The organism is Vibrio sp. V38_P2S17PM301 (genome assembly GCF_009904845.1).
GTDB lineage: Bacteria > Pseudomonadota > Gammaproteobacteria > Enterobacterales > Vibrionaceae > Vibrio > Vibrio proteolyticus.
This window is the reverse complement of the sequence record NZ_WXWO01000027.1, coordinates 26,987-49,476: the sequence shown is the minus strand read 5'-3', so window position 1 is coordinate 49,476 and position 22,490 is coordinate 26,987. Positions and strand designations below refer to the sequence as shown.

The 22,490-nt window shown below is 49.0% G+C and carries 17 protein-coding genes; 9 read left to right on the top strand and 8 right to left on the bottom strand.

Annotation, left to right across the window (positions count from 1 at the left end):
* The first annotated feature begins 131 nt into the window (after window positions 1–131).
* Entirely contained in the window at window positions 132–6,758 is a 6,627-nt protein-coding gene (locus tag CAG64_RS06700) for a tandem large repeat (protein WP_161489129.1), read from the top strand.
* 134 nt (window positions 6,759–6,892) lie between these two features.
* Here CAG64_RS06700 and CAG64_RS06695 read toward each other — a convergent pair whose 3' ends face one another.
* Window positions 6,893–7,771: an AEC family transporter gene (locus tag CAG64_RS06695; RefSeq protein WP_161457610.1), complete on the bottom strand. Its 879-nt coding sequence runs from the start codon at window positions 7,769–7,771 to the stop codon at window positions 6,893–6,895.
* A gap of 253 nt (window positions 7,772–8,024) precedes the next feature.
* Between CAG64_RS06695 and CAG64_RS06690 the strand changes: the two genes are divergently transcribed.
* The 3 genes from CAG64_RS06690 to CAG64_RS06680 all read left to right on the top strand — a co-directional run bounded on the left by CAG64_RS06690 (window position 8,025) and on the right by CAG64_RS06680 (window position 10,871).
* Window positions 8,025–8,315 carry a co-chaperone GroES gene (locus tag CAG64_RS06690; protein ID WP_161453795.1) on the top strand — a complete coding sequence of 97 codons (291 nt, stop codon included), beginning with the start codon at window positions 8,025–8,027 and terminating at the stop codon, window positions 8,313–8,315.
* A gap of 31 nt (window positions 8,316–8,346) precedes the next feature.
* Entirely contained in the window at window positions 8,347–9,936 is a 1,590-nt protein-coding gene (groL, locus tag CAG64_RS06685) for a chaperonin GroEL (RefSeq protein ID WP_161457611.1), read from the top strand.
* A 467-nt stretch (window positions 9,937–10,403) separates the two neighbouring features.
* Window positions 10,404–10,871 carry an Hsp20 family protein gene (locus tag CAG64_RS06680; RefSeq protein ID WP_021705516.1) on the top strand — a complete coding sequence of 156 codons (468 nt, stop codon included), beginning with the start codon at window positions 10,404–10,406 and terminating at the stop codon, window positions 10,869–10,871.
* Between the two features lie 45 nt (window positions 10,872–10,916).
* Here CAG64_RS06680 and CAG64_RS06675 read toward each other — a convergent pair whose 3' ends face one another.
* Entirely contained in the window at window positions 10,917–11,489 is a 573-nt protein-coding gene (locus tag CAG64_RS06675; RefSeq protein WP_161488415.1) for a mechanosensitive ion channel family protein, read from the bottom strand.
* A gap of 273 nt (window positions 11,490–11,762) precedes the next feature.
* Between CAG64_RS06675 and CAG64_RS06670 the strand changes: the two genes are divergently transcribed.
* Entirely contained in the window at window positions 11,763–12,986 is a 1,224-nt protein-coding gene (locus CAG64_RS06670) for an HD-GYP domain-containing protein (protein WP_161488416.1), read from the top strand.
* Between the two features lie 41 nt (window positions 12,987–13,027).
* Here the strand turns inward: CAG64_RS06670 and cdd are convergent, their stop codons facing one another.
* The 4 genes from cdd to sbcB all read right to left on the bottom strand — a co-directional run bounded on the left by cdd (window position 13,028) and on the right by sbcB (window position 16,667).
* Window positions 13,028–13,915: a cytidine deaminase gene (gene cdd / locus CAG64_RS06665; RefSeq protein WP_021705519.1), complete on the bottom strand. Its 888-nt coding sequence runs from the start codon at window positions 13,913–13,915 to the stop codon at window positions 13,028–13,030.
* A gap of 203 nt (window positions 13,916–14,118) precedes the next feature.
* Window positions 14,119–14,796, bottom strand: coding sequence for a CidB/LrgB family autolysis modulator (locus tag CAG64_RS06660; RefSeq protein WP_161488417.1), 678 nt, complete (start codon window positions 14,794–14,796; stop codon window positions 14,119–14,121).
* The gene (locus CAG64_RS06655; RefSeq protein ID WP_021705521.1) at window positions 14,787–15,161 is read right to left on the bottom strand and encodes a CidA/LrgA family protein; all 375 of its coding nucleotides are present in this window, start codon (window positions 15,159–15,161) and stop codon (window positions 14,787–14,789) included. Before CAG64_RS06655 ends, CAG64_RS06660 begins: the two co-directional genes overlap by 10 nt.
* A 51-nt stretch (window positions 15,162–15,212) precedes the next feature.
* A complete protein-coding gene (gene sbcB, locus CAG64_RS06650) occupies window positions 15,213–16,667 on the bottom strand; it encodes an exodeoxyribonuclease I (RefSeq protein WP_161452243.1) in 1,455 nt (484 codons plus the stop codon).
* Between the two features lie 484 nt (window positions 16,668–17,151).
* Here sbcB and fabG point away from each other — a divergent pair, with 484 nt between their 5' ends.
* From fabG to CAG64_RS06635, 3 genes are all read left to right on the top strand, one after another.
* Window positions 17,152–17,874: a 3-oxoacyl-ACP reductase FabG gene (gene fabG, locus CAG64_RS06645; protein ID WP_161488418.1), complete on the top strand. Its 723-nt coding sequence runs from the start codon at window positions 17,152–17,154 to the stop codon at window positions 17,872–17,874.
* A gap of 162 nt (window positions 17,875–18,036) precedes the next feature.
* Window positions 18,037–18,435, top strand: coding sequence for a GFA family protein (locus CAG64_RS06640; RefSeq protein ID WP_161488419.1), 399 nt, complete (start codon window positions 18,037–18,039; stop codon window positions 18,433–18,435).
* Between the two features lie 141 nt (window positions 18,436–18,576).
* Window positions 18,577–18,972: a GFA family protein gene (locus tag CAG64_RS06635; RefSeq protein ID WP_161488420.1), complete on the top strand. Its 396-nt coding sequence runs from the start codon at window positions 18,577–18,579 to the stop codon at window positions 18,970–18,972.
* A 41-nt stretch (window positions 18,973–19,013) separates the two neighbouring features.
* Here CAG64_RS06635 and CAG64_RS06630 read toward each other — a convergent pair whose 3' ends face one another.
* Both CAG64_RS06630 and CAG64_RS06625 read right to left on the bottom strand, forming a co-directional pair.
* Window positions 19,014–20,387, bottom strand: a complete 1,374-nt coding sequence (locus CAG64_RS06630; protein ID WP_161488421.1) for an L-cystine transporter — start codon at window positions 20,385–20,387, stop codon at window positions 19,014–19,016.
* A gap of 173 nt (window positions 20,388–20,560) precedes the next feature.
* Window positions 20,561–21,250 carry an NAD(P)H-binding protein gene (locus CAG64_RS06625; RefSeq protein ID WP_161488422.1) on the bottom strand — a complete coding sequence of 230 codons (690 nt, stop codon included), beginning with the start codon at window positions 21,248–21,250 and terminating at the stop codon, window positions 20,561–20,563.
* Between the two features lie 487 nt (window positions 21,251–21,737).
* Between CAG64_RS06625 and CAG64_RS06620 the strand changes: the two genes are divergently transcribed.
* Window positions 21,738–22,349, top strand: coding sequence for a flavin reductase family protein (locus tag CAG64_RS06620; protein WP_021705528.1), 612 nt, complete (start codon window positions 21,738–21,740; stop codon window positions 22,347–22,349).
* The last annotated feature ends 141 nt before the right edge of the window (window positions 22,350–22,490 follow it).

The following is a 22,490-nucleotide window of genomic DNA, read 5'->3' as shown; positions in this document are numbered from 1 at the left end:
GTCTTATTTTTAATCACTATCTAACTTCATTATCTTAAGATCAAAGCGATATATTGGGTTGTTATTTCGAGTTGTTGTTCTTTTTATTAGCCAAAATATAATTTGGTAAATTTTTATACAACGTCGAAATCATGTTGAGATTCAATAATAAAAACAAGCTTGCTTGCGCCATACTTTCAATATTAGCGATCAGTTCTTGTGGGGGCGGTGGAGGAGGAAAAGACACCTCGCCGCCATCGCGCGTCAAAGGAGTGATTTCAGGAAACGTTTTTGATGCGCCAGTATCGGGGGCAACGGTTTCCGTCTATGAGTATCAGAATGGCAAAGTTGGGCGCCTTTTAGGGCAGACCTCAACCAACCCGGTGGGTGACTACTTGGTCAAAATTGACGCGTCGACCATGCCTTTAATGATCAAAGCCGAAGGTGGTGCGTACCGGGATCCGCTGACGAAAAATATCGTGTCATTGAGCGAAGGCAAAATTATTTCGATGTCGAGCGTCATCAACTACACCGAAGGGACAGACCAATCGGTGATGGTGACTCCCTTAACCTATCAGGTTGCGGGTCTGGCAGAATACAATATCGGCCAGGGTCTGGATGCCACCGCGTCAGTAGACAATGCCATTTCAACGTTCATCAGTATGTACGGCTTTAACGTCAATACCACCAAGCCAATTGATATTACCACGGGTGGGCAAAGCAGCTTCGCGTCTGCGGGTCATCAGTATGGCGCGCTTTTGACGGCATACTCCTCATATTCCTATGATTTCATCAAGCAATATCCTGGTAGCGACAGTGAGTTGACGTATACGTCGATGAACTTGTCTGATATTGGTTATCGCGACATTTCCGCCGATGGTAAGCTCGATGGGCGAGAATTAGACAGTTCAGGCTTGCTGAAAGACATGGCTTTTGGTCAGTCTTACGTGACCAGTGATCTGTATACCCAAAGCATGGCGCAGCATGTGCTGATCGTAGTCAGTGACCCGGATCTGAATATTTCCGGGACGCCGGTTTCTGATTACAAAAATTTCAGCCAACATATCAATGATCTCGGTACCAATGGCTCTGGTAGCTCGGTCATTCCGCCGCGATCAGAAACGGACATCGATCTGGATCCGCCAGTGGTTACCCGTCTGGATAGTGACACCCTGAAAGGCGACGACAGTGTCGACATTGGCCTCAGTGACGCTATTGGTGTCGACAACGTGCAGGTGATGTTGCAATGGAAGATGAAAAGCGACAGCAGTTGGAGCACAGAATTTGAGTGTCCGGTCAGTCCTGCGGGAGAGTATTGCCAACTGGATACGTCCGATTTTAAGTCTGGTCCTCGGGATACGAAGGTTAAAGTGAACGTGTTTACTCTGGCATTGGATGCACTGGATACTGATCCTCAGGACGACGACCCGGTACAAGCACGCTTAGTGGTGTATGCATCGGACGTATTGGGCAATGGTTACGAAGCGAAAAATGGGGTGACGATTGATTTTGACTGGGACAACATTGCGCCCGTCATTGTGGTCAATTCGGCCGACGCGATCAGCTCATCCAAAACGGATTATACCCTTGAAGGGATCGTCAAAGAAAATCCGGCTAAGCTCAGCTATGTTCAAGTGAGATTGGGTGCTCAAAACCCAACAAATCTGGAGTGTTCGGAGATCAATGAAGGCTCGAATGTCTGGTGTAAGTTCAGCCAGATTTATACGACCTCTTCATTCGGTGACAGTACCTTGTTCAATCTCACCGCGGAAGACATACTCGGCAACAAAGGTCAGGAGCAGTTTACCGTCTACAAAGACGACACGCCGCCAGTGCGTATTCTGGAATATCCGGACGGTGTCGAGATGAACTTTATTGTCGATGACAACCCGGTTTCTCAGATATATCGAGATACCACCTATGATGCGGTTACCGTGGACGAGTCCAACCAATACCTGAAGATCGATTACGCCTATGCTGTTGACGGTATTAAGGCTACGTTGGGAAACATCAATTTTGCAGACTTTGAGGCGTCGACACTCAACGATAACAAAATTCCCTATGTCAAGGTCACGGTGTACGATCCAACCAATGGTGACATCTACGGAACGTCTGCAGACAAGTTGACTCTGTCGGTAGAGTATTATCGGAAAAAGAACATTGCAGGCAGTGACTATCAATGGATATCCAGTAAAGAAACTCAGGCGTCAACTGACAGTAAAGAAGCGGGTATTCCTCATGAGCAATTGATTCGTGAAGAAGATGGCAGAGTGTCAGAGGTGATCTATTACATTCCATACGTGAAAGAAATTCTCGGCACGACATTCGCCAGTACGACCGAAGAGTATTCACAGAAACTTGTGATTAAAGTCCGAGATTCTTCCGGCAACGTGAGTGACAAGTCGGAAGTGTATTTCAAGTCTACCTTTGACCTGCCGAGCCTTAAGGTGGTTACGCCTTTTATTAATGCCACAGCAAGGATTGAGGGTTTGAAGTCAATCAACAGTGATTTCAGCTTTCTTGCCAGTTGTAACACCGAACAGGTGGACAGTGTCTCTGGAGAGAAAGCCCTTGATGTGGCAGAGTGTGAAACCCAGTTTAATCCGTTTAAGTATGAGTTTTTCCGCGTCGTGTTACAGAGCAATGCGGGAACGCACTATTATCAATGGCAAGACAGTCTCGATGCGAAAAAATCGGTCACATTTCGCTATGGTGAGCAGGATGAAAACAGCCAGGGCCAACAGATGGCCAATATTGGCGCGTATTTTTCAGGCGCGGAGTCCGGTACGGTATACCTGACGGAACTTTCGGTGTACCAGACGGGGTTGTTTGACAATGCCTGGAATGCGCTCGAAGCCGACGACAAAACGCCGCAAAACGCGGCGTCTATTTTAACCGACGTCAACACCGCTCTGGAAAGTCAGGATGCGTCTTTTTTTGGGTTTAATCCTGCCCTGACTCAATACGCGACCACCGACATGCTCAACGCGACCATCCCGAATCCGCCTACCAAACCGTATCAACACCGATTTCTACTTGAAGCACTGGCAGACATGGCTGCATCCAATAGTGCAGAGACAGATACGACCGACTATGCCAAAGGGTTTTACGACGACTTTCTCTACGACGGAAAAGCCAACGGGCAAGGCACTCAAGGCCAAATCACAATTGGAAACCGGGATCTGAGTGCAGACACTTACCGTAGCGAGCTGGCCCAGAGCTACTTCAACGTTGCGACAACGCAATACCAGGTTGATGCCTCGACAGCGCTGAAACAGGCGGACCTGTTCGCTATGGCTAACCCCAGCATTGGCAGTGACACCGTGTTTGATTCTCCTGGCGAAAGTATCGATAAGTTTCCGCCTGAGATGCGTGTGCTACCGGATGCCTTGCAAAGTGATGGCCGTTTTATCAGCGGCCCCGGGCAAGATTATACGATCACGGGGAAAATCGCTTCGACATTGAGTCTTGAGGATATTTCAGGTATTGAGACCAGCAGCCAGCCACCACAGCAAGCGGTGTACTGGTACAGTCACGCCGAGCCTTCTCTGCGCCATCAGGCGACGGATGTGGAGTTTATTCTCGATCCCAGCAGTGATGCTTACCATCATGGGTATCACTTCACCTTAGATTCTGAGAGCTCTGAGTACCCTGATGTGGCGCGGTTTGAAATTGTCGGCTCGGCGCAGGATAGCCGAGGCAACGCAACTGGCAATACGCTGATCATGACCTACTATGTCGACAATCAGCCGCCAACGATGACGTTAGCCACGACAATGCCGGAACATCCGGGGAACGGGGAAAGCGTACAAGTTACACTGACGTTTGATGAGCCTGTCTCCGGGGTCGAAGCGATCCTCGCGGGGGTCAATATCACCTTTACAGAAAACGGTGCCAGTGAAGAGTGGGTAGGAAACACTGAATCGCCGATTGTATTGAGTGCGGGCGATACGACTATTCCACTGCTGCTGAAGGCAACTTATTCTGATGGGATCGGCCATACAGGCGAGCGGGTAGAGCGGGCGGTGTCGGTGACACCCATGGTGACGGTCAATAATGTAACGGACGATAACGTGATCACAGAAGCTGAAGCGACCAACGTGGTCATTTCAGGTTCCGCTAAAGGCTTTGCCGTGAATGACAAACTTAAGGTGGAAGTCACTTCTCGGGATAGACCAGAGATAGATCGTTTTGAACAAAGCGATGTGGTGGTTCAGGCCGACGGCAACTGGGCAACGGCCGCGCATCATCTGACGAGTTGGGAGCAAAGTGACATCGACATTCGTGTATCGGGGACAAACTCTGATGGGATTGAATCTGGTGTGGCAAGCCATGTCACCCGTTATGAAGATTCGATTGCCCCGCAAGTGAACAGTGTCGATGTTTCCCCCGAACATCCGGAAGATCAAAAGCCCGTGACGCTCTCTCTTACATTCAGCGAGCGGGTGAAAGAGGTGCAAGCAAGCGTAGCGGGCGTGCCAGTGGCGTTCAGTGTAGCGGGAGACGTCAGCCAGGAGTGGGAAGGTACAACCAACAGCAGCATTGCTCTGGTGGCCGGGCAAACTCAGGTTGAGGTGCAAGTCAGTCGCTATCTGGATACCGCCAACAACCCGGGAAACCCGACACCGTATGTTCAAATGGTCAACGTGAAACCTGTGATCGAACTGGACCCTATTGCAGGCGGAAACGGCATCGACCAATCGGAAGCTGAAAGCCTGTTCATTTCAGGTCAGGCAAGAGGTTTCGCTGGTGGTGAACTATTGACGGTTAAAGCGCAGGCCAGCAACTCTGCTGACCATTTCAGCGTGACCGCATTGGTACAGGCAGATGGCGTATGGGCCACCGCTGCGCAGAATATCCGCGCTTGGCCAAGTGGCGATATTGAGGTGTCTGTCTCGGGGAGCAACAGTGAGTCGGTTGCTGCCAGCTCTGTGACCGAGAGTGTTCGTTATGAAGATACCGTGGTACCGGAAATCACCGGTGATATCCAGATATCGCCACAAAACCCAGTTAACGGCAGTAAAGCCACCATCACGGTGACTTTCAGTGAACTGGTTAACAACGTGAGTGCCAGCCTCGACGGAGTGGATGTCATTTTCCCGAACAATGAGCTTGCGACAACATGGACGGGCGAAACGGCGAGTCCTCTGACTCTGAGTGCAGGCTCTTCAGCCGTGATTGCTGAGGTAAAGGCGGGTTACACCGATGTTTCTGGAAACAGCGGAGCGGCGAAATCCACCAATGTAGCGGTGAAACCGCAGCTATCATTATCACCAGTGGCTGGAAATGATGAGATAGACTCTGCGGAAGCAAGCTCAGTTGTGATTGAAGGCACGGGCGTGGGGTTTGTATCTGGTGACAGTGTCACCGTTGCAGTAGTGTCTACTGTCGACCCTACTTACTCCTTCGAAGAACATGCGGAGATGACGGCCGATGGGCACTGGCACACGGCTGCACATAATCTGACGGCGTGGCCGGTGGGAGACGTATCGGTGAATCTTTCAGCCAGTAACTCGCCGGGCATTGACGCCGACTCGGTCAGCCGGTTGGTTACGCGGGTGGACACCCAACCGCCGTCGGCCATCTCTGCGGAGTCGCAACCGCTGAATCCACAGTTCAATCAGGCCGTGACTCTGACGGTGAAGTTTGATGAACCAGTCACTGGTATTACGGCTAAGGTTGGCGACGTGAATGTGGATTTTGGTGACACCAGCAGTGCATCGGACTCCTGGAGTGGGACGACCAATGCTCCGGTCAGCTTTGGCGCGGATGAAACCAGTATTGATGCGGTGATCCGTGACTTTGTCGACGCATCTGGAAATCCGGGCGCAGCCTTTAGTCACTCCATTCAGGTTACGCCTTTGATCCAACTGAACGCTATCGCCGGAGACGATGTAATCGACTCCGATGAGAGTCATTCCGTGACCATCACTGGCAGCAGCAAAGGTTTCAAAACGGGGGATGAGTTGTCGGTGCACGTGATGCGCGACACCACTGAAGAGTATGCTACGCAGGTCAGTGTTGCTTCTGATGGTAACTGGAATATCGGGAGCCCACTTGACTGGTCGTCCTGGGAGGTGGGACAACTGACGGTATTGATTGATGGAACTAACCTGTCCGGTTCTGGGGTAGCGGCAACGCAAGTCAGTCGTGCGATCGAAATCCGCGATACGCTTGCTCCGGGTATGACGACACTCAATGCCACGCCCGAAAATCCAACAGAAAACGATAAGGTGAGTTTAGCGCTGACGTTTGATGAGCCTGTTGCCCACCTTAGCGCCACGGTGGCTGGTAAGGTGGTCGATTTCGGCGATACCACCGAGTTGGCAACCAACTGGAATGGTGTGTCCGCTGAGATTGCATTGCCGGTGAATGCAACGTCGGTCACTGTGTTGATTGATGGTTATCAGGACAGTGCTGGCAATTCGGGCCAGCCACAAACGCACGCCTTGGAAGTGATACCGCTATTGACTCGTCACCCGGTGACCGGAGATGACATTATTGATGCCACGGAATCGGCGTCGGTGATTCTGTCCGGTGATGCGAAAGGATTTTTGGCCGGAGATACGGTTGAAGTGACGGTCATCTCACAACTCGAACCAGACACGGATCATGCAACGGTTGCCGCGACGCTTAACAGTTCTGGCGAGTGGATCACGGATACACCCGTTGATATGTCTGGCTGGCAAAACGGGAGTTTGGATGTCACGGTGATAGGCACCAATGCGGTCGGGCATGCTGCGCCATCGCAAACGGAGACTATTGAACTTGCTCAATAGCATGACAAATAAAACAACCGCCTGGATGGCGGTTGTTTTGTGTTGGTCACTGGTGTGGTTTGAAGAGGAATCGAACACCGTGCCTGTGAAGGTCTGTTCGTAGCGCTGGTATACGTCTAATACCAATAAACCAACTAGGCCAGAGATAACGCCAGCGCCAGAAGCAGTGGCAAGGTCAAAATACTAAAAAAGTTGCCAAACAGCACCATAGACGCCACTTTCTCAGGCTCCACGTGAAAGCGCTCAGCAAACAGGTAGTTCATAACAGCAGGCGGCAACATGGTAAACAGGACCATCATTTGCAAATGCAGCGAGGGCAGCGGTACCAACAGGTAAATAGCCGTAAATGCGATGGCGCCCGTCAGTAGCGATTGTCCGGTACAAAGTAAACCGATTTTCAAACCGCTCATGCGCATATTGCACATCTGTGCCCCGAGTGACAGAAGCATAACGGGTACGGCTGCTTGTCCGAGCAAGGCGGTTGCTTCGTAGAGGGGGGCCCAGACCGAAAGACCACTCAGGTTGAGTAATAAAGCGGCGGCGGCGGCCAGAAAAATCGGCATACGAACAACTTGTTTGATTGGGTTGCCGTGACTGAGCAACATGATGCCGAGGCTGATGTGAAGACAGGCCGATACCACAAACAGCATCACCGCAGGCGCAAGAGCAGTGTCACCAAATGTGTAAGTAAACAACGGAATAGCCAGGTTTCCACTGTTACGAAACATATGTGGAGGTGTCCAGGTCTTATAGTTCAGGCCGGACAGCCGGCACAGTGGCAGCATAATTACAGCGGGCAGCAGAATGGCGATAAGAGACGCACTCAATAAAGGTAATTGGCTGGTGTCAAGCGGCATCGCGACCAGCGAGGAGAACACCAGTGCGGGTGTGAAAGCGTCCATATTGATGCGGTTTATAGGGCGAAAATCCGGTTTTAACCAGCGTCCGACACAGAACCCGACCAGAACCAGTGCGAACACCGGGAACAGAATACTGATGACCTGATTAAACATACTATCCCTGTTGAAATCGCCAAAACCATTAAGCTATCAGTATTCCATCGTTTCGTCAGCAACTATTACGCCTCAGACTGTTTGACAAGAGCGATAAATATTGTTTGTTGGTTAATAAAAAATTTTTATTAATACTTTCTCTTGAAGTTTTCATGAATGAACATATATAAAAATCGACGCGCAGGACTGCGCAATAATACGATAACCTCGATGTCTTTTATAATGGGTATAAATATATAGGAGGCAACCCAAAATGAATATTCGTCCTTTGCATGACAAACTGATTGTTGAACGGTTTGACGTTGAGCATCAATCTGAAGGGGGAATTGTTCTGACCTCAAAGTCGGTTAAAAAATCCAACCGTGGCAAAGTGGTCGCCGTTGGCCAGGGCGTGCGCCTGGAGAATGGCGAACGGGCAGCGATGGAAGTCCGAGTCGGCGATACCGTCATTTTTAACGAGAGTTATGGCGTTAAAGAAGAAAACATCGACGGTAAGGACTATCTGATCCTGTCTGAGTCTGATGTATTGGCGGTTTCTGAATAAGTCATTGTTGTAATGCTAAGAGGAGAAGAGCATGGCTGGTAAAGATGTATTGTTTGAAAATGATGCCCGTCAGAAAATGCTGAAAGGGGTCAACCTGCTAGCGAACGCCGTGAAAGTGACTTTGGGGCCCAAAGGACGCAATGTGGTGCTGGACAAGGCTTACGGTGCTCCGGTGATCACCAAAGATGGTGTTTCCGTTGCCAAAGAAATTGAGCTGCAAGACAAGTTCGAAAACATGGGCGCTCAGATGGTAAAACAGGTCGCGTCCAAAGCGAATGAAGAAGCCGGTGATGGTACGACGACTGCAACGGTACTGGCTCAGTCATTGATCAATGAAGGCCTGAAAGCTGTGGCATCGGGCATGAATCCCATGGATTTGAAACGCGGTATTGATAAAGCCGTTACGGCAGCAGTCGAAAAGCTGCGTGATATGGCACAGCCTTGTGACGATAAACAGTCCATTACCCAAGTTGGCAGTATCTCAGCCAACAGTGATCTGGCGATTGGTGAAATCATCGCTCAAGCGATGGACAAAGTTGGTCGTAATGGTGTGATCACTGTAGAGGAAGGCCAGGGCCTGGATAATGAGCTGTCCATTGTTGAAGGCATGCAGTTTGACCGTGGGTACCTTTCGCCGTATTTCATTACCGATCAGGAAGCTGGCGCGGTGGAATTAGAAAACCCGTATATCCTGATGGTTGACAAGAAAGTCAGTAATATCCGCGAGTTGCTACCGGTTCTGGAGTCGGTTGCCAAAGCTTCTCGTTCACTTCTGATCATTGCCGAAGACATCGAAGGTGAGGCGTTGGCAACACTGGTGGTGAACAACCTGCGTGGTATCGTGAAAGCAACAGCGGTGAAAGCGCCAGGCTTTGGTGATAACCGTAAAGCTTTGTTAGAAGACATCGCTGTACTGACAGCAGGAACTGTGATCACCGAGCAGCTTGGCCTTGAGCTGGAAAAAGTGACACTGGAGCAACTGGGCAGTGCGAAGAAAGTGACGATTAGTAAGGATACCACTACCATCATAGGCGGTGCAGCGGATGAAAATGCTATTCGGGAGCGCGTTGCCACGATAGAACATCAAATGGGCAATACTACTTCCCAATATGACAAGGATAAGCTGCAGCAGCGTATCGCTAAACTGTCCGGTGGGGTTGCGGTCATCCGGATTGGCGCAGCGACTGAAGTGGAAATGAAAGAGAAAAAAGACCGTGTGGATGATGCGCTTCACGCTACCCGCGCGGCGGTTGAGGAAGGCATTGTTGCCGGTGGTGGCGTAACCTTAGCAAAAATTGCCAATGAGCTGAGCTCGCTGACAGGTGACAACGACGATCAAAACGTGGGGATTCGGGTTGCGCTGCGTGCAATGGAAGAACCTCTGCGCCAGATTGCCATCAACGCCGGTGACGAAGGCTCTGTGGTAGCCAATGCGGTGAAACAAGGTAATACGCATTATGGCTACAATGCGGCTACGGGCAGTTATGGCAATATGCTTGAGATGGGGATCCTTGATCCAGCCAAAGTTACTCGCTCTGCTCTGCAATTTGCAGCCTCCGTAGCAGGTTTAATGATCACCACTGAAGCGATGGTGACTGAGCATCAATCTCAGGAAGGTTAATCCTGACGAGCGGGCCAGGCGCCCGCTCAATTTGGAGTGGAAAGTGAGCGTAGTAGAATAAGTGAGGTGAGATGGAAACAAACAAAACTTATCCGTCGTTACACTGTTGCGTTGAGGAATCTGGTTTGCACCAGAATCAGGGTATTTGGCCGGTTGCCCAAGTGTTTCCGCGATACACTGGAAATACATGTTTTACGGTATATCCAAATTGTCGTACTGTGCCAACAAAGGTCAATATTATTTTGGTTACCATGAATATGTCTGATCTTATTCAGCCAGGAAACATAACGATTCACTAATGGCATATATTACTTAACGTTATATTTTTTATTTATTTGTTATTTAAAAATATAAATAGTCTCTTGATTTTTATTTCAAGTATTCATATTTAAATAGTAGGTATTAAGTCTCAGAGAGATTAATACCGGATTTGTTGGATATTAATATTGCTTCTTTAGGAGGATATTATGAACTCAATTGATCTGACTCCACTTTATCGTAATACTATTGGTTTTGATCGGCTGGCGTCGATGATCGACAGCGCACTGAACGCTGATCCAGTTTCAGCGGGATACCCTCCGTACAATATTGAAATGGTGGGCGAAAACCAATATACCATCACACTAGCCGTTGCCGGGTTTGACGAAAGCGAACTCGATATTCAGGTTGAACGCGGTGTCCTGATGATAAAAGGGCACAAATCCAGCAAAGCGGAAAGTAAGTTCCTTTATCAGGGGATAGCGAATCGTTCATTTGAGCGCAAGTTTGACCTGGCTGAATACGTCGAAGTCAAAGATGCAGAATTGGCCAGTGGGTTGTTGACCATTCACCTGATCAAAGAGGTACCGGAGGCGATGAAACCAAGGCGCATTGCCATCACCCAGGCCGATAAAAGTCAGGTTATCGAGCACAAAAAAGACGAATCACTTGCCTGAGCAATCAATCAGAGAATTAAGGCTGCACGTGGTGCAGCCTTGCTTTTATTTGCGTGGTATGCGGGTATAAAGCCGGCGAGTCGTTTTGGTGGAAGGTTTTTTCACTTGTTTAATCACCCCTTTTTGCAGCATCAGGCTATTGGGGTAGGCGATAATGTTGCCGTTATCATGTCTGATTAACACGTGGAACATCCGAATGTCATGGATTTCACCGCTGATGTCTTCATCTTTATCCACGACTTTGATGCGATCACCAATCCGGTATGGAAAGACGAAGAAGATCAGAAAACTGGCAGTGATATTGCTCAGGATCGACCACTGAGCAAATAAAGCGACCCCCAAAACGGCGAACACCGACGAAAGGAACAGTGAGACATCGCCATAGCCGATCCCGGTGGCAATCGCGAAAATTGACGCAAACAGGAACAGATACATGGTATTGAAGCAGCGAGTCACGAATGTTAACCGAGCTTTGTTTACGCCTTTGGCTCGTGCCAGGCTGGCTATGGTACGGTTGGCGACTTTCTTGATTACCAGATACGAAAGAATAATGATAAGGCCGATCAGTACCTTATATCCAATCGTCCCAGCAGTGAAGTAGTGTGTTAGTGGCTCCATAGGCTACCAGATTAGGTCATGATGAGTGTGAGCTCATCCGAGTTGAACAGTCTGATTGTGATGATAAAGGCAAATGAAAGGAACGCCAAACACTACATTTTATTGTGTAATACGCTTATTTTTATTGTGTTTATTAAATGCTAATGTGCGGTGTGTTTCGCAAAAATGTGGGCTGTCTCTTATAGTTTTGTCGATTAAAAGGTGATCTTTTCCGACGTCTCTCCTTATAATCATGTTGTTGTGTATCTGAGAGACATAGATTGAGCGATTGAGATGCAGTTTAATCCAGAAGAATCGGTCAAAATTTCCATTGAACATCTGCTGCCAGGCATGTTTGTGACGGCGATTCAGCAGAGCGAAAAGGTGAACCTTTCTCATGCCGGGCGAGTCAATTCCCAAGCCTCCATTCAGCAGTTGGTCAGTAATGGGGTGAAGTTTGTCTGGGTGGACCAGAAGTTATCCCGAAGTGGTGTAGTGATTAATGCCTATGTGGAGCCAGACGTCGAACCTGCTCCCCCAGTCGGAGAGTCGCCCGAGCCCCAAACCAATCGGCGGGGACGAAAACAACTCAGTCGTGACGCGGCACAAAAAAAAGCGGCGCGTATCATTGAAGAAGCCAAAACGCTGGCTCAGAAACTGCTCAATAAATCTCTGAATAATCAGGATATTCACGTCAGTGAAATAGAATCTTGGGCGGGGGAGATGATTGATACGGCGTTAGTAGACAACAATGCTCTGCAATGTGTCTCCGCACTTCGAAATAAAGACGCCTATTTACTAGAGCACTCGGTCAATGTGGCTTGCCTGATGGTGACGTTTGGTAGACACCTCGGGTTTGAGGCGGAAACACTCAAAGAGATGGCGATTGGCGGCATTATTCATGATGTGGGCAAAGTAAAGGTTGACGATCAGATTCTGCATAAGCCAGGTAAGTTAACGCCGGAAGAATTTGAGCATATGAAGCTGCATCAGGTGTTTGCTGATGAGATCATTGCCAACGTTCACGGGCTCAGTCAGATCAGCCGCGACGTTTGCCTGATGCATCACGAGAAACTTGACGGCAACGGCTATCCGAAAGGGCTCAAAGGCGATCAACTGCCCGTTCATGGCCGCATGAGCGGTATCGTGGACATATATGATGCACTGACGGCAGACCGTTGTTACAAGCAGGGGATGAGCTCGGCAGAAGCTTTCAAGATCATGCTGTCATTGACGCCATTTCATCTCGACAAAGAGCTGGTGTACAAGTTCATCAATTGTATTGGTGTGTATCCGGTTGGCTCGATCGTTGAACTCAGTGATGGCCGGGTCGCTATCGTCTGGACAGCGAATCCAAGTCAGCCTCTGAAACCTGAAGTGAAGAGTTTCTACTCCAATAAGTACCACCGTTTTACGGATGTGGCGTTTATCGATTTGAAAAGCAGTGCGTTGAAAATTGAGCGGGCACTGGCTCCTTCACAACTCGATTTTGACGTCAAACCTTTCTACGACCAATAATAAAAAGCCCCGAGTCATGTCGGGGCTAATTATGATTGGGTTTACATTGCCAGATACGAGACCGGAATGTCAGGGTTGATGGCTTCCAGTGTTGCCTGAGTATCGGCCAGATGGCTGATGGTTCCTTCCGCCATTTCAACTAACGCAGCCGAAACAATATCACCGAACTCACGACCATCTAGCAGTATCTGAATCAGAGCGACCTGAAGAGGCGGCAGGCTAGGGTTAAACGCCGCGTTTTCCGCATACGCGCCTTTAAAGACTTTTCCATCATTCAATTGTAAAGCGACGCCACTCAGGTTGTGAGTGTAAGGTGCATGGCTTGCGTTCAATGCGCTTAATGCCGATCGTACCAGCGGATCACTGTCCTGAGTGGTCTTGCCATGATCGACTTTCGACATCAATGCCGATTCAATACCAAGATCGGACGGGCCGAACGAATCTGGCAGGTATTGCTGCAACGTCATTTCATCGCGCTCTGGAAGTTGAACGACCAGTTTGTCTGCCGAGCTCAGTTCATTCATAAACTGACGACAGTGACCGCAAGGGCTGAAATTGACCGTAATGTCTGAGATGCCGGTTTCACCTTTCATCCATGCGTGACTGATCGCACATTGTTCAGCATGAACCGTTTGACCTAGCTGGCAACCGGCAATTTCGACATTAGCACCGAAGTAGATACGACCGGACAGGCCGCGAGCAAGAGCACCAACATTGAATTTAGAAATGGGCGTGTAGGAGTAGCAGGCGGCAAACGGAAGAAGCGCCACACGAAGTTCCGCGTCGTTCAAACCAGAAACGATTTGCAGTTGTTTAAACTGCTCCGGAGACAAAGTCGCGTCAAAATCGTCCGCCAGCAGAATAGGACCAAGGTAATCTGCGATGGACGCCGGCACATCTGAGAGTGCTTGTTCAATACGGCTTTTCATAATGAATCCTTATTTGAATGCTGGATTACATTTTATGATAACGCTAAAACATTACTGAGATTCAGATCACGCTAAATAGTGTAATGATGTTGATGTTTTCATAATTAGAGTGATATCACACATGATATCGATTGCACTTTATGTTTCAGTGAACTCCGTCGTATATCAACCTTAGTATACGACGGAGGAACGCGGAACGTGTGTTAGTGAGACAACCAGACGGACAGAGCAAAAATGCTGGGCGCCAGAATGGAAGTGATGACGCCGCACAAGACCAGCGCAAGTGAGCTGAATGCTGCATCACGGGGATCTTTTTCTGCACAGGTTGCCGTCCCAAGGGCATGCGAGACGGTACCCATGGTCAGCCCTTTGGCGATCGGGTGCGAAATGTTCAACATGTTATAAATCGGGTAGGCAAGAATGGCGCCAAACAGCCCCACCAATACCACTAAAACGGCAGCAATCGCTGGTTCTCCGCCGAGATGGCTGGCGACTTCCATTGCAATCGGAGTGGTGACGGATTTTCCCATCAAACTGGCAATCAGTGCCACATCGGCTTTCATTGCGACGGCTATCAGACCTGCGGTCATCATCGACATCACACTGCCGACACTGCACGCCAGCATAATAATGCGCCAGTTCGCTCGTATTTGTGGGATCTGTTCGTACAGAGGAAACGCCAGTGCGACGACGGCCGGCTGCAGTAACATGCTGATCCACTGGTTGTCCTGATAGTAAGTCTCAAACGGAACCTTGAGGTAAGTCAGAGTCGGGATAATGATCGCGATACTGATCAGCAGAGGGTTCATCATAGGTGTTTTAAATTTCTGGCATAACCAGCGGGCGAAAAAAAACACCACGAGCGTCGCGATTAACCACATGTTTTGTTCCCCTTCTTCAACAGACGATCCAGCATCAGTCCAAGAAGGACCAGGACGATCAGCGTGCCACCGATGGCGCTGGCCAGAATGGGCAGAGCATTGTTGATCAGCAGATCAAAATGCTCCATCAATCCCACACTGATGGGAACAAACAACAGGATCATATAGCGAATAAACAGGCTGGCGCCTGGCTTAACCCAGTCGGAAGGAACCAGGCCACTGGCCAGTAATCCGAACAGAATAAGCATGCCAATGATACTGCCCGGAATCGAAATACCGAGGAGGGACTGAAGATTTACGCCTGCCATCAGGCAAAGGAAAATAAGCCCGATGGAGACGATGTATTGCAGAATGGTTTTCGCCATTTTTAAGTGCCGTAAAGATAAAGGAAAAGAGCAGAAGTCGCGTGTGGCGCTCTAAGATGTGAGCTCCATCACGTATTGGTAGACGGATTTTAAAATAGCTATTTTCTTTTCGTCAGTTTCATATTCGTGAACTAAGTTTTCCAGATTGAGCATATAGTCCTCAAGACGACTTTCGAAGTATTCACGACAATGATTTGCCCAGCGTTGCTGCTCAGCTTCGTCCAGCGTCCATGGATAATGGCGTGCACGGTAGCGGAATAATAATGGCTCGATGCGCGCGTCATTAAATGTAATGTCTAGCGCGGCCAGGTTATTCGGATCGGTGGAGCGAATAATGTCCATCGACGCTTTGTCTGCCGGGGAAAAGAAGTTGGCGTATAACTGTGTATCAACGTTGTCGCTCTTTTCGTACTCGCGTTCAACGCTGTAGATCGCGATGAGTTTTTCGCGCACTTCCGGATGTTGACGCAATACGGCGAGATTTTTCAGGCACTGCTCGCGGTCGATCCCGATTGAAGCCGCGTTTTCTGCGGTCAGGGTCTTGGCCGGTGCCAGAATTGGACATTTGTTTAAATGAACCAGCTTGATCGGCACCGGTGCTTGATCCGGACCCAACTCGCTGCGTTTGGTGTATAGACGTTCACGCAGCTCATCCGCACTCAGATCCAGCAATGGCTGAGGATCTTTCGCCAGATCGACCACGACCACGGCGTTTTGATTGGTCGGGTGCCAGGCCAACGGCACTATCCAACTTGTGTACTGGCATTCACGTCCGAGCATGCCGGAAACGTGCATCAGCGGTGTCATGTTGACGATATCAATCAACTCATTAAGTTTACGCTTATGGCGCATGTCAAAGAAGTAGCCGAAGAGCTTAGGCTGCGCGGCTTTGAGCTTTTTGGCCATTTCAATGGTAGCGATAACATCTGCCATCGCATCGTGTGCGTTGGCGTGTTCTATACCATTGGCGACAGACAAGTGCTCCAGTTTAAAGCTGGTGAAGCCTTCCTCGTTTTCTGGCCAAACCACGCCTTCTGGTCTCAGTGCATGGCAGGCGCGCATTACATCGAGTAAATCCCAACGAGAATTGCCGTTTTGCCAGCTCCATGCATAAGGGTCAAGGAAGTTTCGATAGCAGGTGTAGCGAGTGACTTCGTCATCAAAGCGGATACTGTTGTAGCCAAGGCTGGTGGTTTTAGGCTTGGACAGCTCGGCGTGAATACGAGCAATAAACTCGGGCTCCGGTAACCCTTGTGCTTTGGCTTTTTGAGGCGTGATGCCAGTAATCAATGCGGCTTCCGGAGACGGCAGGTAGTCGGACGGAGGCTGGCAGTATATGACCAGGGGGTCACCGATAATGTTGAAATCCATATCGGTACGTACGCCAGCAAATTGTGAAGGACGGTCTAGCGATGGACTGGTTCCCCAGGTTTCATAGTCAAAAAAGAAGAAAGTGGGTTGCTCTGAGGTACCTGTGGTCGCATTTGTTTGATTCGAAGTAGACAAAATAGCCCTTATAAATCAGTTTGATAGTACATTCGGGTGTGAATGCGCTCAATGTATGGTTGTTTTCCCCACTAAGCTTATCTGGCTGAGGGAGCGTTAAAGGCTCGCAGAAAGCTCGGAAAAACAAGCGAATTCATAGGACTAAGTATCCGATAAGCGACGGCATGAAAGCAAGGCATATCACCCGACAAATCTACCGCAACGGCTGAGAAAACAACGCAGGCACGTGTGATTCACGGTATTTGGCCTTCATATTTTCGCCATCAAACAATCATCACTTTGTTGTCTCGGCTTCACAGGCGTCAGTCATACTAGCTAAACGACAGAACAGGATCGGTTACTGACGTTGATATACGGCAGATTTTGTTACCCAGGCACGCATTGCCAGTGCCACCTCAGTGTTGAATGACGCGCTTACCCCTAAAGTCTTCGATGAAGTGCGGGGAGGCCATTTGATTTAAGCCCACTCAGGAAAGGAAGAGCCATGAACAACAGCCAAAAAACCGCGCTCGTGACTGGTGCCGCCCGAGGCATTGGCAGAGCCATCTGTGAACAGCTTCTGAATGATGGTTATCAGGTGATTGGTTTAGATATCACACCGATAGTCTGGAGCGATTCGCCGGCATTGATTGCATGCGAAGTAAACTTGTGTGATGCCGAGCAGGTGAGAGATGTTGTACAAGAGATTCGTGAACAGTGCGAATGTGTCGATGTGTTGGTCAATAATGCGGGTATTACTCGTGACGCAATGTTACCGGATATGCAGGAAAGTGATTGGAATGCAGTATTGGATGTCAATCTTAAAGCCGTATTTTTGCTCACGCAGCAGGTCGCGCCACTGATGTTGGAGCAAGGAAGTGGCAGCATCATTAATATTTCATCCATTGTCGGGACGGATGGGAATGTCGGCCAAAGCAATTACGCTGCCAGCAAGGGCGGGGTGATCGCCATGAGTAAAGGCTGGGCGAAAGAGCTGGCAAGAAAAGGCGCCCAAATCCGAGTGAATTGCATTGCGCCTGGATTTATTGAAACAGACATGACTAAGGCACTTCCGGAAAAAGTCATTCACTACATGACCTCAAAAACACCACTTGGTCGAATGGGCAGCGCGCAGGATATTGCTGACGGCGTTGCGTTTCTGGCGTCAGACAAAAGCCGTTTTATTACCGGGCAAGTGCTAAAAATTGATGGTGGATTGGTGTTGTAGAGGCCTTGTCTCTACAACACATAAATGTCGAGATACTGCGAAATGCGCTAACCTATCTAACAGGAATCGGATCAGTCGACGATACTGTGTGCATGGGAAAGACTTGAACACGTGTTTTAAATATTTAAAGGTATGCCTCACCAGGCGCACTAAGGAGGACTCATGAAAGGAAAGTGTTTGTGTGGCAGTGTAGAAGTTGAAGCAGAAGATCACGCTGATGTTGGATTGTGTCATTGCTCTATGTGTCGACGTTGGTCCGGTGGGCCGATGTTTGCGGTACATTGTGGCAAGGCCGTGAAATTCACTGGAGAAAGACCGTCAGTTTATCGCTCCTCTGATTGGGCTGAACGGGGATTTTGCTCCAATTGTGGAACACACTTGTTTTATCATTTGTTACCTGGTGATGAGTACATTTTGCCTGCGGGACTATTTGCCGACCAATCATTCCATCTGGCGAGCGAAATCTTCATTGATGAAAAGCCCGAATTTTATGAGTTTAAAAACGACACTCACAAAATGACGGGCCTGGAAGTCTTCGAACAATTTGCACCGAAAGAATAATATCAAGTGTTTTCCCCAGTGCCGGCTCTGATGGATATCAGAGCTTTTTTGTGCCTTAGATCTGACAATCAGAAGCTGAGAATCGCTAGCACATCAGGATTTGTATAATCTGATTTTTCTCAACATAATCAAGGACGATATATGATCAAGCAAGTTGGCGCGACAGTCATTCAACCGGTACATAAGTTGAGTTGTCATTGCGGGGCGGTGGAGCTGGCATTGACGTTGCCAAACGGAATCGAAAAACCTCGTCGGTGCGATTGCTCTATCTGTCGCCGTAAAGGCGCGATCGTAGGATCGGTGAAACTGGCCAATCTTCAATTGGTGAAAGGCGAGGAGAGCCTGACACGCTATCAGTTCAATACGCATACGGCGCAGCATTTCTTTTGCAGCGTATGTGGGATTTATACGCATCATCAGCGCCGCTCAAATCCCAGTGAATACGGCTACAACATCGGCTGTCTGGAAGGGGTGAATCCTTATCAACTTGGCGAGGTTGTGGTCAACGATGGTGTGAATCATCCCGCTGACCAATAAAAAAACCGATGCGTTCGCATCGGCTTTTTTTAAGACGGTGTTCAGGCTTCCTGAGCCTGATTCGGTTCAGTCTGTTTATTACCCAACAATCGACTGGTGATAGTACCGGCCGTCATGGAGCCTGATACGTTGAGCGCGGTACGCGCCATATCAATCAAAGGTTCGATGGAGATCAGCAATGCTGCAATCGTAACAGGCAGACCCATCGCAGGCAGAACAATCAGCGCCGCAAAGGTGGCGCCGCCACCCACACCGGCAATACCGAATGAGCTGATGGTGATGATAGCCACCAATGACAGAATGAAATTGATGTCCATTGGATTGATGCCGACGCTCGGTGCCACCATTACCGCCAGCATAGCAGGATAAATACCGGCACAACCGTTTTGACCTATGGTGGCACCAAATGACGCTGACAGGTTAGCAATAGCCGGTGGTACATTCAGTTTGGTGATCTGAGCTTCCACGTTCAACGGAATGGTCGCGGCAGAGCTGCGAGACGTAAATGCGAACGTCAGAACAGGCCAGATTTTCTGGAAGTACTCTTTCGGGTTCACGCCAAAAAAGGCAACCAGCACGCCATGCACGACGAACATTAGAGCAATAGCGACGTAAGACGCCACAATAAAACCAATCAGGTTGAGGATATCTGCTGCGCTGGACGTTGCGACCACTTTCGCCATTAATGCGGCGATACCGTAAGGGGTAAGCGAGATGATCATTTTAACCAGACGCATCACGATAGACTGAATGGCTTCAATGAACGTGCGAATCGGGGTTTCCAGCTCTTGTTTTTCGCCCATCACTTTGCGTGCAGCAATACCAGTGAGTACGCCGAAAATCACCACTGCAATGATTGAGGTTGAGCGTGCGCCGGTTAAGTCCGCAAACGGGTTGGTTGGAATAAAGCTCAGCAGCATCTGAGGAATCGTCAGATCACTAACGCTGTCGGCTCGGCTTTCCAGTACCGCAATACGGGCTGTTTCACGTGCACCTTCGGTAAGACCTTCTGCCGTTAGCCCGAATGTGTGCGTGATCGCGATACCGATCAAGGCGGAAATCGCGGTTGTGATCAGCAGTACGGAAATCGTCAGAGCAGAAATCTTACCCAGCGAACCGCCTTTTTCCAGCTTAACCACGGCCGCAATCATAGACACCAGTACCAGTGGCATGATGATCATTTTCAATAGGCCGACGTAACCGCTGCCTACAATGCCCACCCATTGCAATGTTTGTGCGATGACCTCACTGCCTTCGCCAAAAAGCAACTGCAGCGCCAGACCAAATAAACTACCGAAAATAAGACCCAGCAGCACCAGTCGGGAAAGTGTAGTGTGTTCTTTCTGTTGTTGACCAAACAGGAAGAAAAGGATACCGACAAATACTGCCAATGAAGCGATAACCGCAACTGACATAAAGAACCCTTAATTTGATGGATGTGTTGGAAGTGAATTGACACGAAATTGAGGGTAAAGATAACGATTTGCTTATAAAGAGAAAAAGACCAAATCCCTATGAGTTAGAACGGATAGTTATCAATGCTAACAATTGGGTGGATTTTGGTCATAATCCCTGTAAATAAGGCCACTTATTGGTATTTATTGAGCAAATGTCGTATGGCATTAGAATCTAGAATCGTGATACCTCGCCCCATAGGCTCGTAGATGGCGTACAGCATCGCTTTGGCCACTTTCTCTGCGTCGATGGGAACAAAGTTAGCCAAACGTCCCCTCATTACGGGTTTGAGGGCAGACAAAACGGTCTGAACAACTGTTTCGTCGGTTCTTGGTTGATCGCGCAGTCCGCGTAAAGGGCCGGGGCGGGCGATCACCAGTTGATCGAAGCCCATTTCTGAGAGGACCGCTTCCATTCGGCCTTTGCATTTTAGGTAGTGGGAGGGAGAGCGGGCATTGGCCCCGTAACTGGATATCACGGCAAGTCGTTTGACTCCCAGAGTTTTCATCGACTTCGCCACTTCGCGCACTAACTCGAAATCGACAGAGGCGAGCGCTTTCTTTGAGCCGGCTTGTTTGCGAGTACTGCCTAGGCAGATAAAGCCCAGAGTCGGAGAAGCCTTATCGGCTTCCCAGTCGGTGATTCTCAGATAAGGATCCTGAATAAGTTCCAGCTTGTTGTGATAATACGGCAAGGGTTTACGGCTGAGCGCGTAAAGCTTCGCGATCGGTGCATGGTCGAGCAACAGTTTAGTCAGTTCTCCCCCGACTAAACCCGTGCCACCGGCAATGATTGCAACCTGATTGTCTCCATTTATCGCCATAACGCTCATCTCATCAGTACTGATGCAAATATGGTATACGTGAAGTGAACAATACGCTATGACTCAACGCAAAAGGCCTCATTATTGAGGCCTTTTTTGCATCGTTTGTGAATTAGGTAATGGATAGTGGGACGGTCTTTTGTTTCTTTTTATTGCTGTGTTGATTCGCCGGTTTGGTCTTTTGAGGGCGTTGATTAGCAAACATACAAACCTCCTCGATTCTGAATGCAATACCACCGAGTGTTGGGTGATTCCTAGAGCATTTATGGTGCCACGGTTATGACGGTTGAGTATTTAGATGGGTTGAGGTTTTCCCAAACCAGAACCTGTATCTGAAAAATCTGGAGTTCTTTGGGTATCTTTACTAATAGTTGATAGGACAATGATTCGTCAATGCAATCTAAGTTTGCAACATACTTCAAAATACACTGCTAGTCCTGAGTGTCAGGAAAGGCCACATGCAGATGTAAACCTCTCAGGATGTGATATGAATATCGATGTAACCACACTTGCTCCAACACAAATCTACCATCTGATGACCCAAACGGTGATCCCACGACCGATTGCATGGGTGCTGACAGACTCCGGACAGCAGTCGTTAAACTTGGCGCCGTTTTCGTACTTCACCGCGATATCCAGTCAGCCTCCCTTGCTGATGATTTCGGTCGGAAAGAAGTCCACGGGTGTTGTGAAAGACACCACACGCAATGCACTGGAAACAGGAAAACTGGTCATCCACATTGCCGATGTCGACTTGGCTCAACAAGTGACGGCGTCATCCGCACCGCTGGCGCATGGCGAGTCTGAAATAGCGCTCACCGGGGTGCGCCTGACTGAATTCGAGGGGTTTGAATTACCCCGGGTGGCGTCTTGCCCGGTTGCATTTGGATGCGCTTTGTATGAAGTCAAAGAAATCGGGGATACGCCACAGAGCCTGATATTTGCTCAGATTGAGCAAATATACATACGTCAGGAGGTGATTGATGAGCGCACTGACCGTCTCAAAGTCGATGCGCTAAAGGTTAACCCATTGTCCAGGTTGGGTGGCAGTGAGTATGCGACCCTAGAGCGAACCTTTTCGATTAAACGGCCAGAATAGCAAAGCGGGGGGCCATCCTGTGGAGTTTGACGCAAATCTAATTATGGGATTTGATTCGAGTGATATTTCTACTATTTACCGAGTGGTAACTGAGTAATTAAACGTTTATATTGGCTGCTACTCTTTTTATCTCAGTGACTT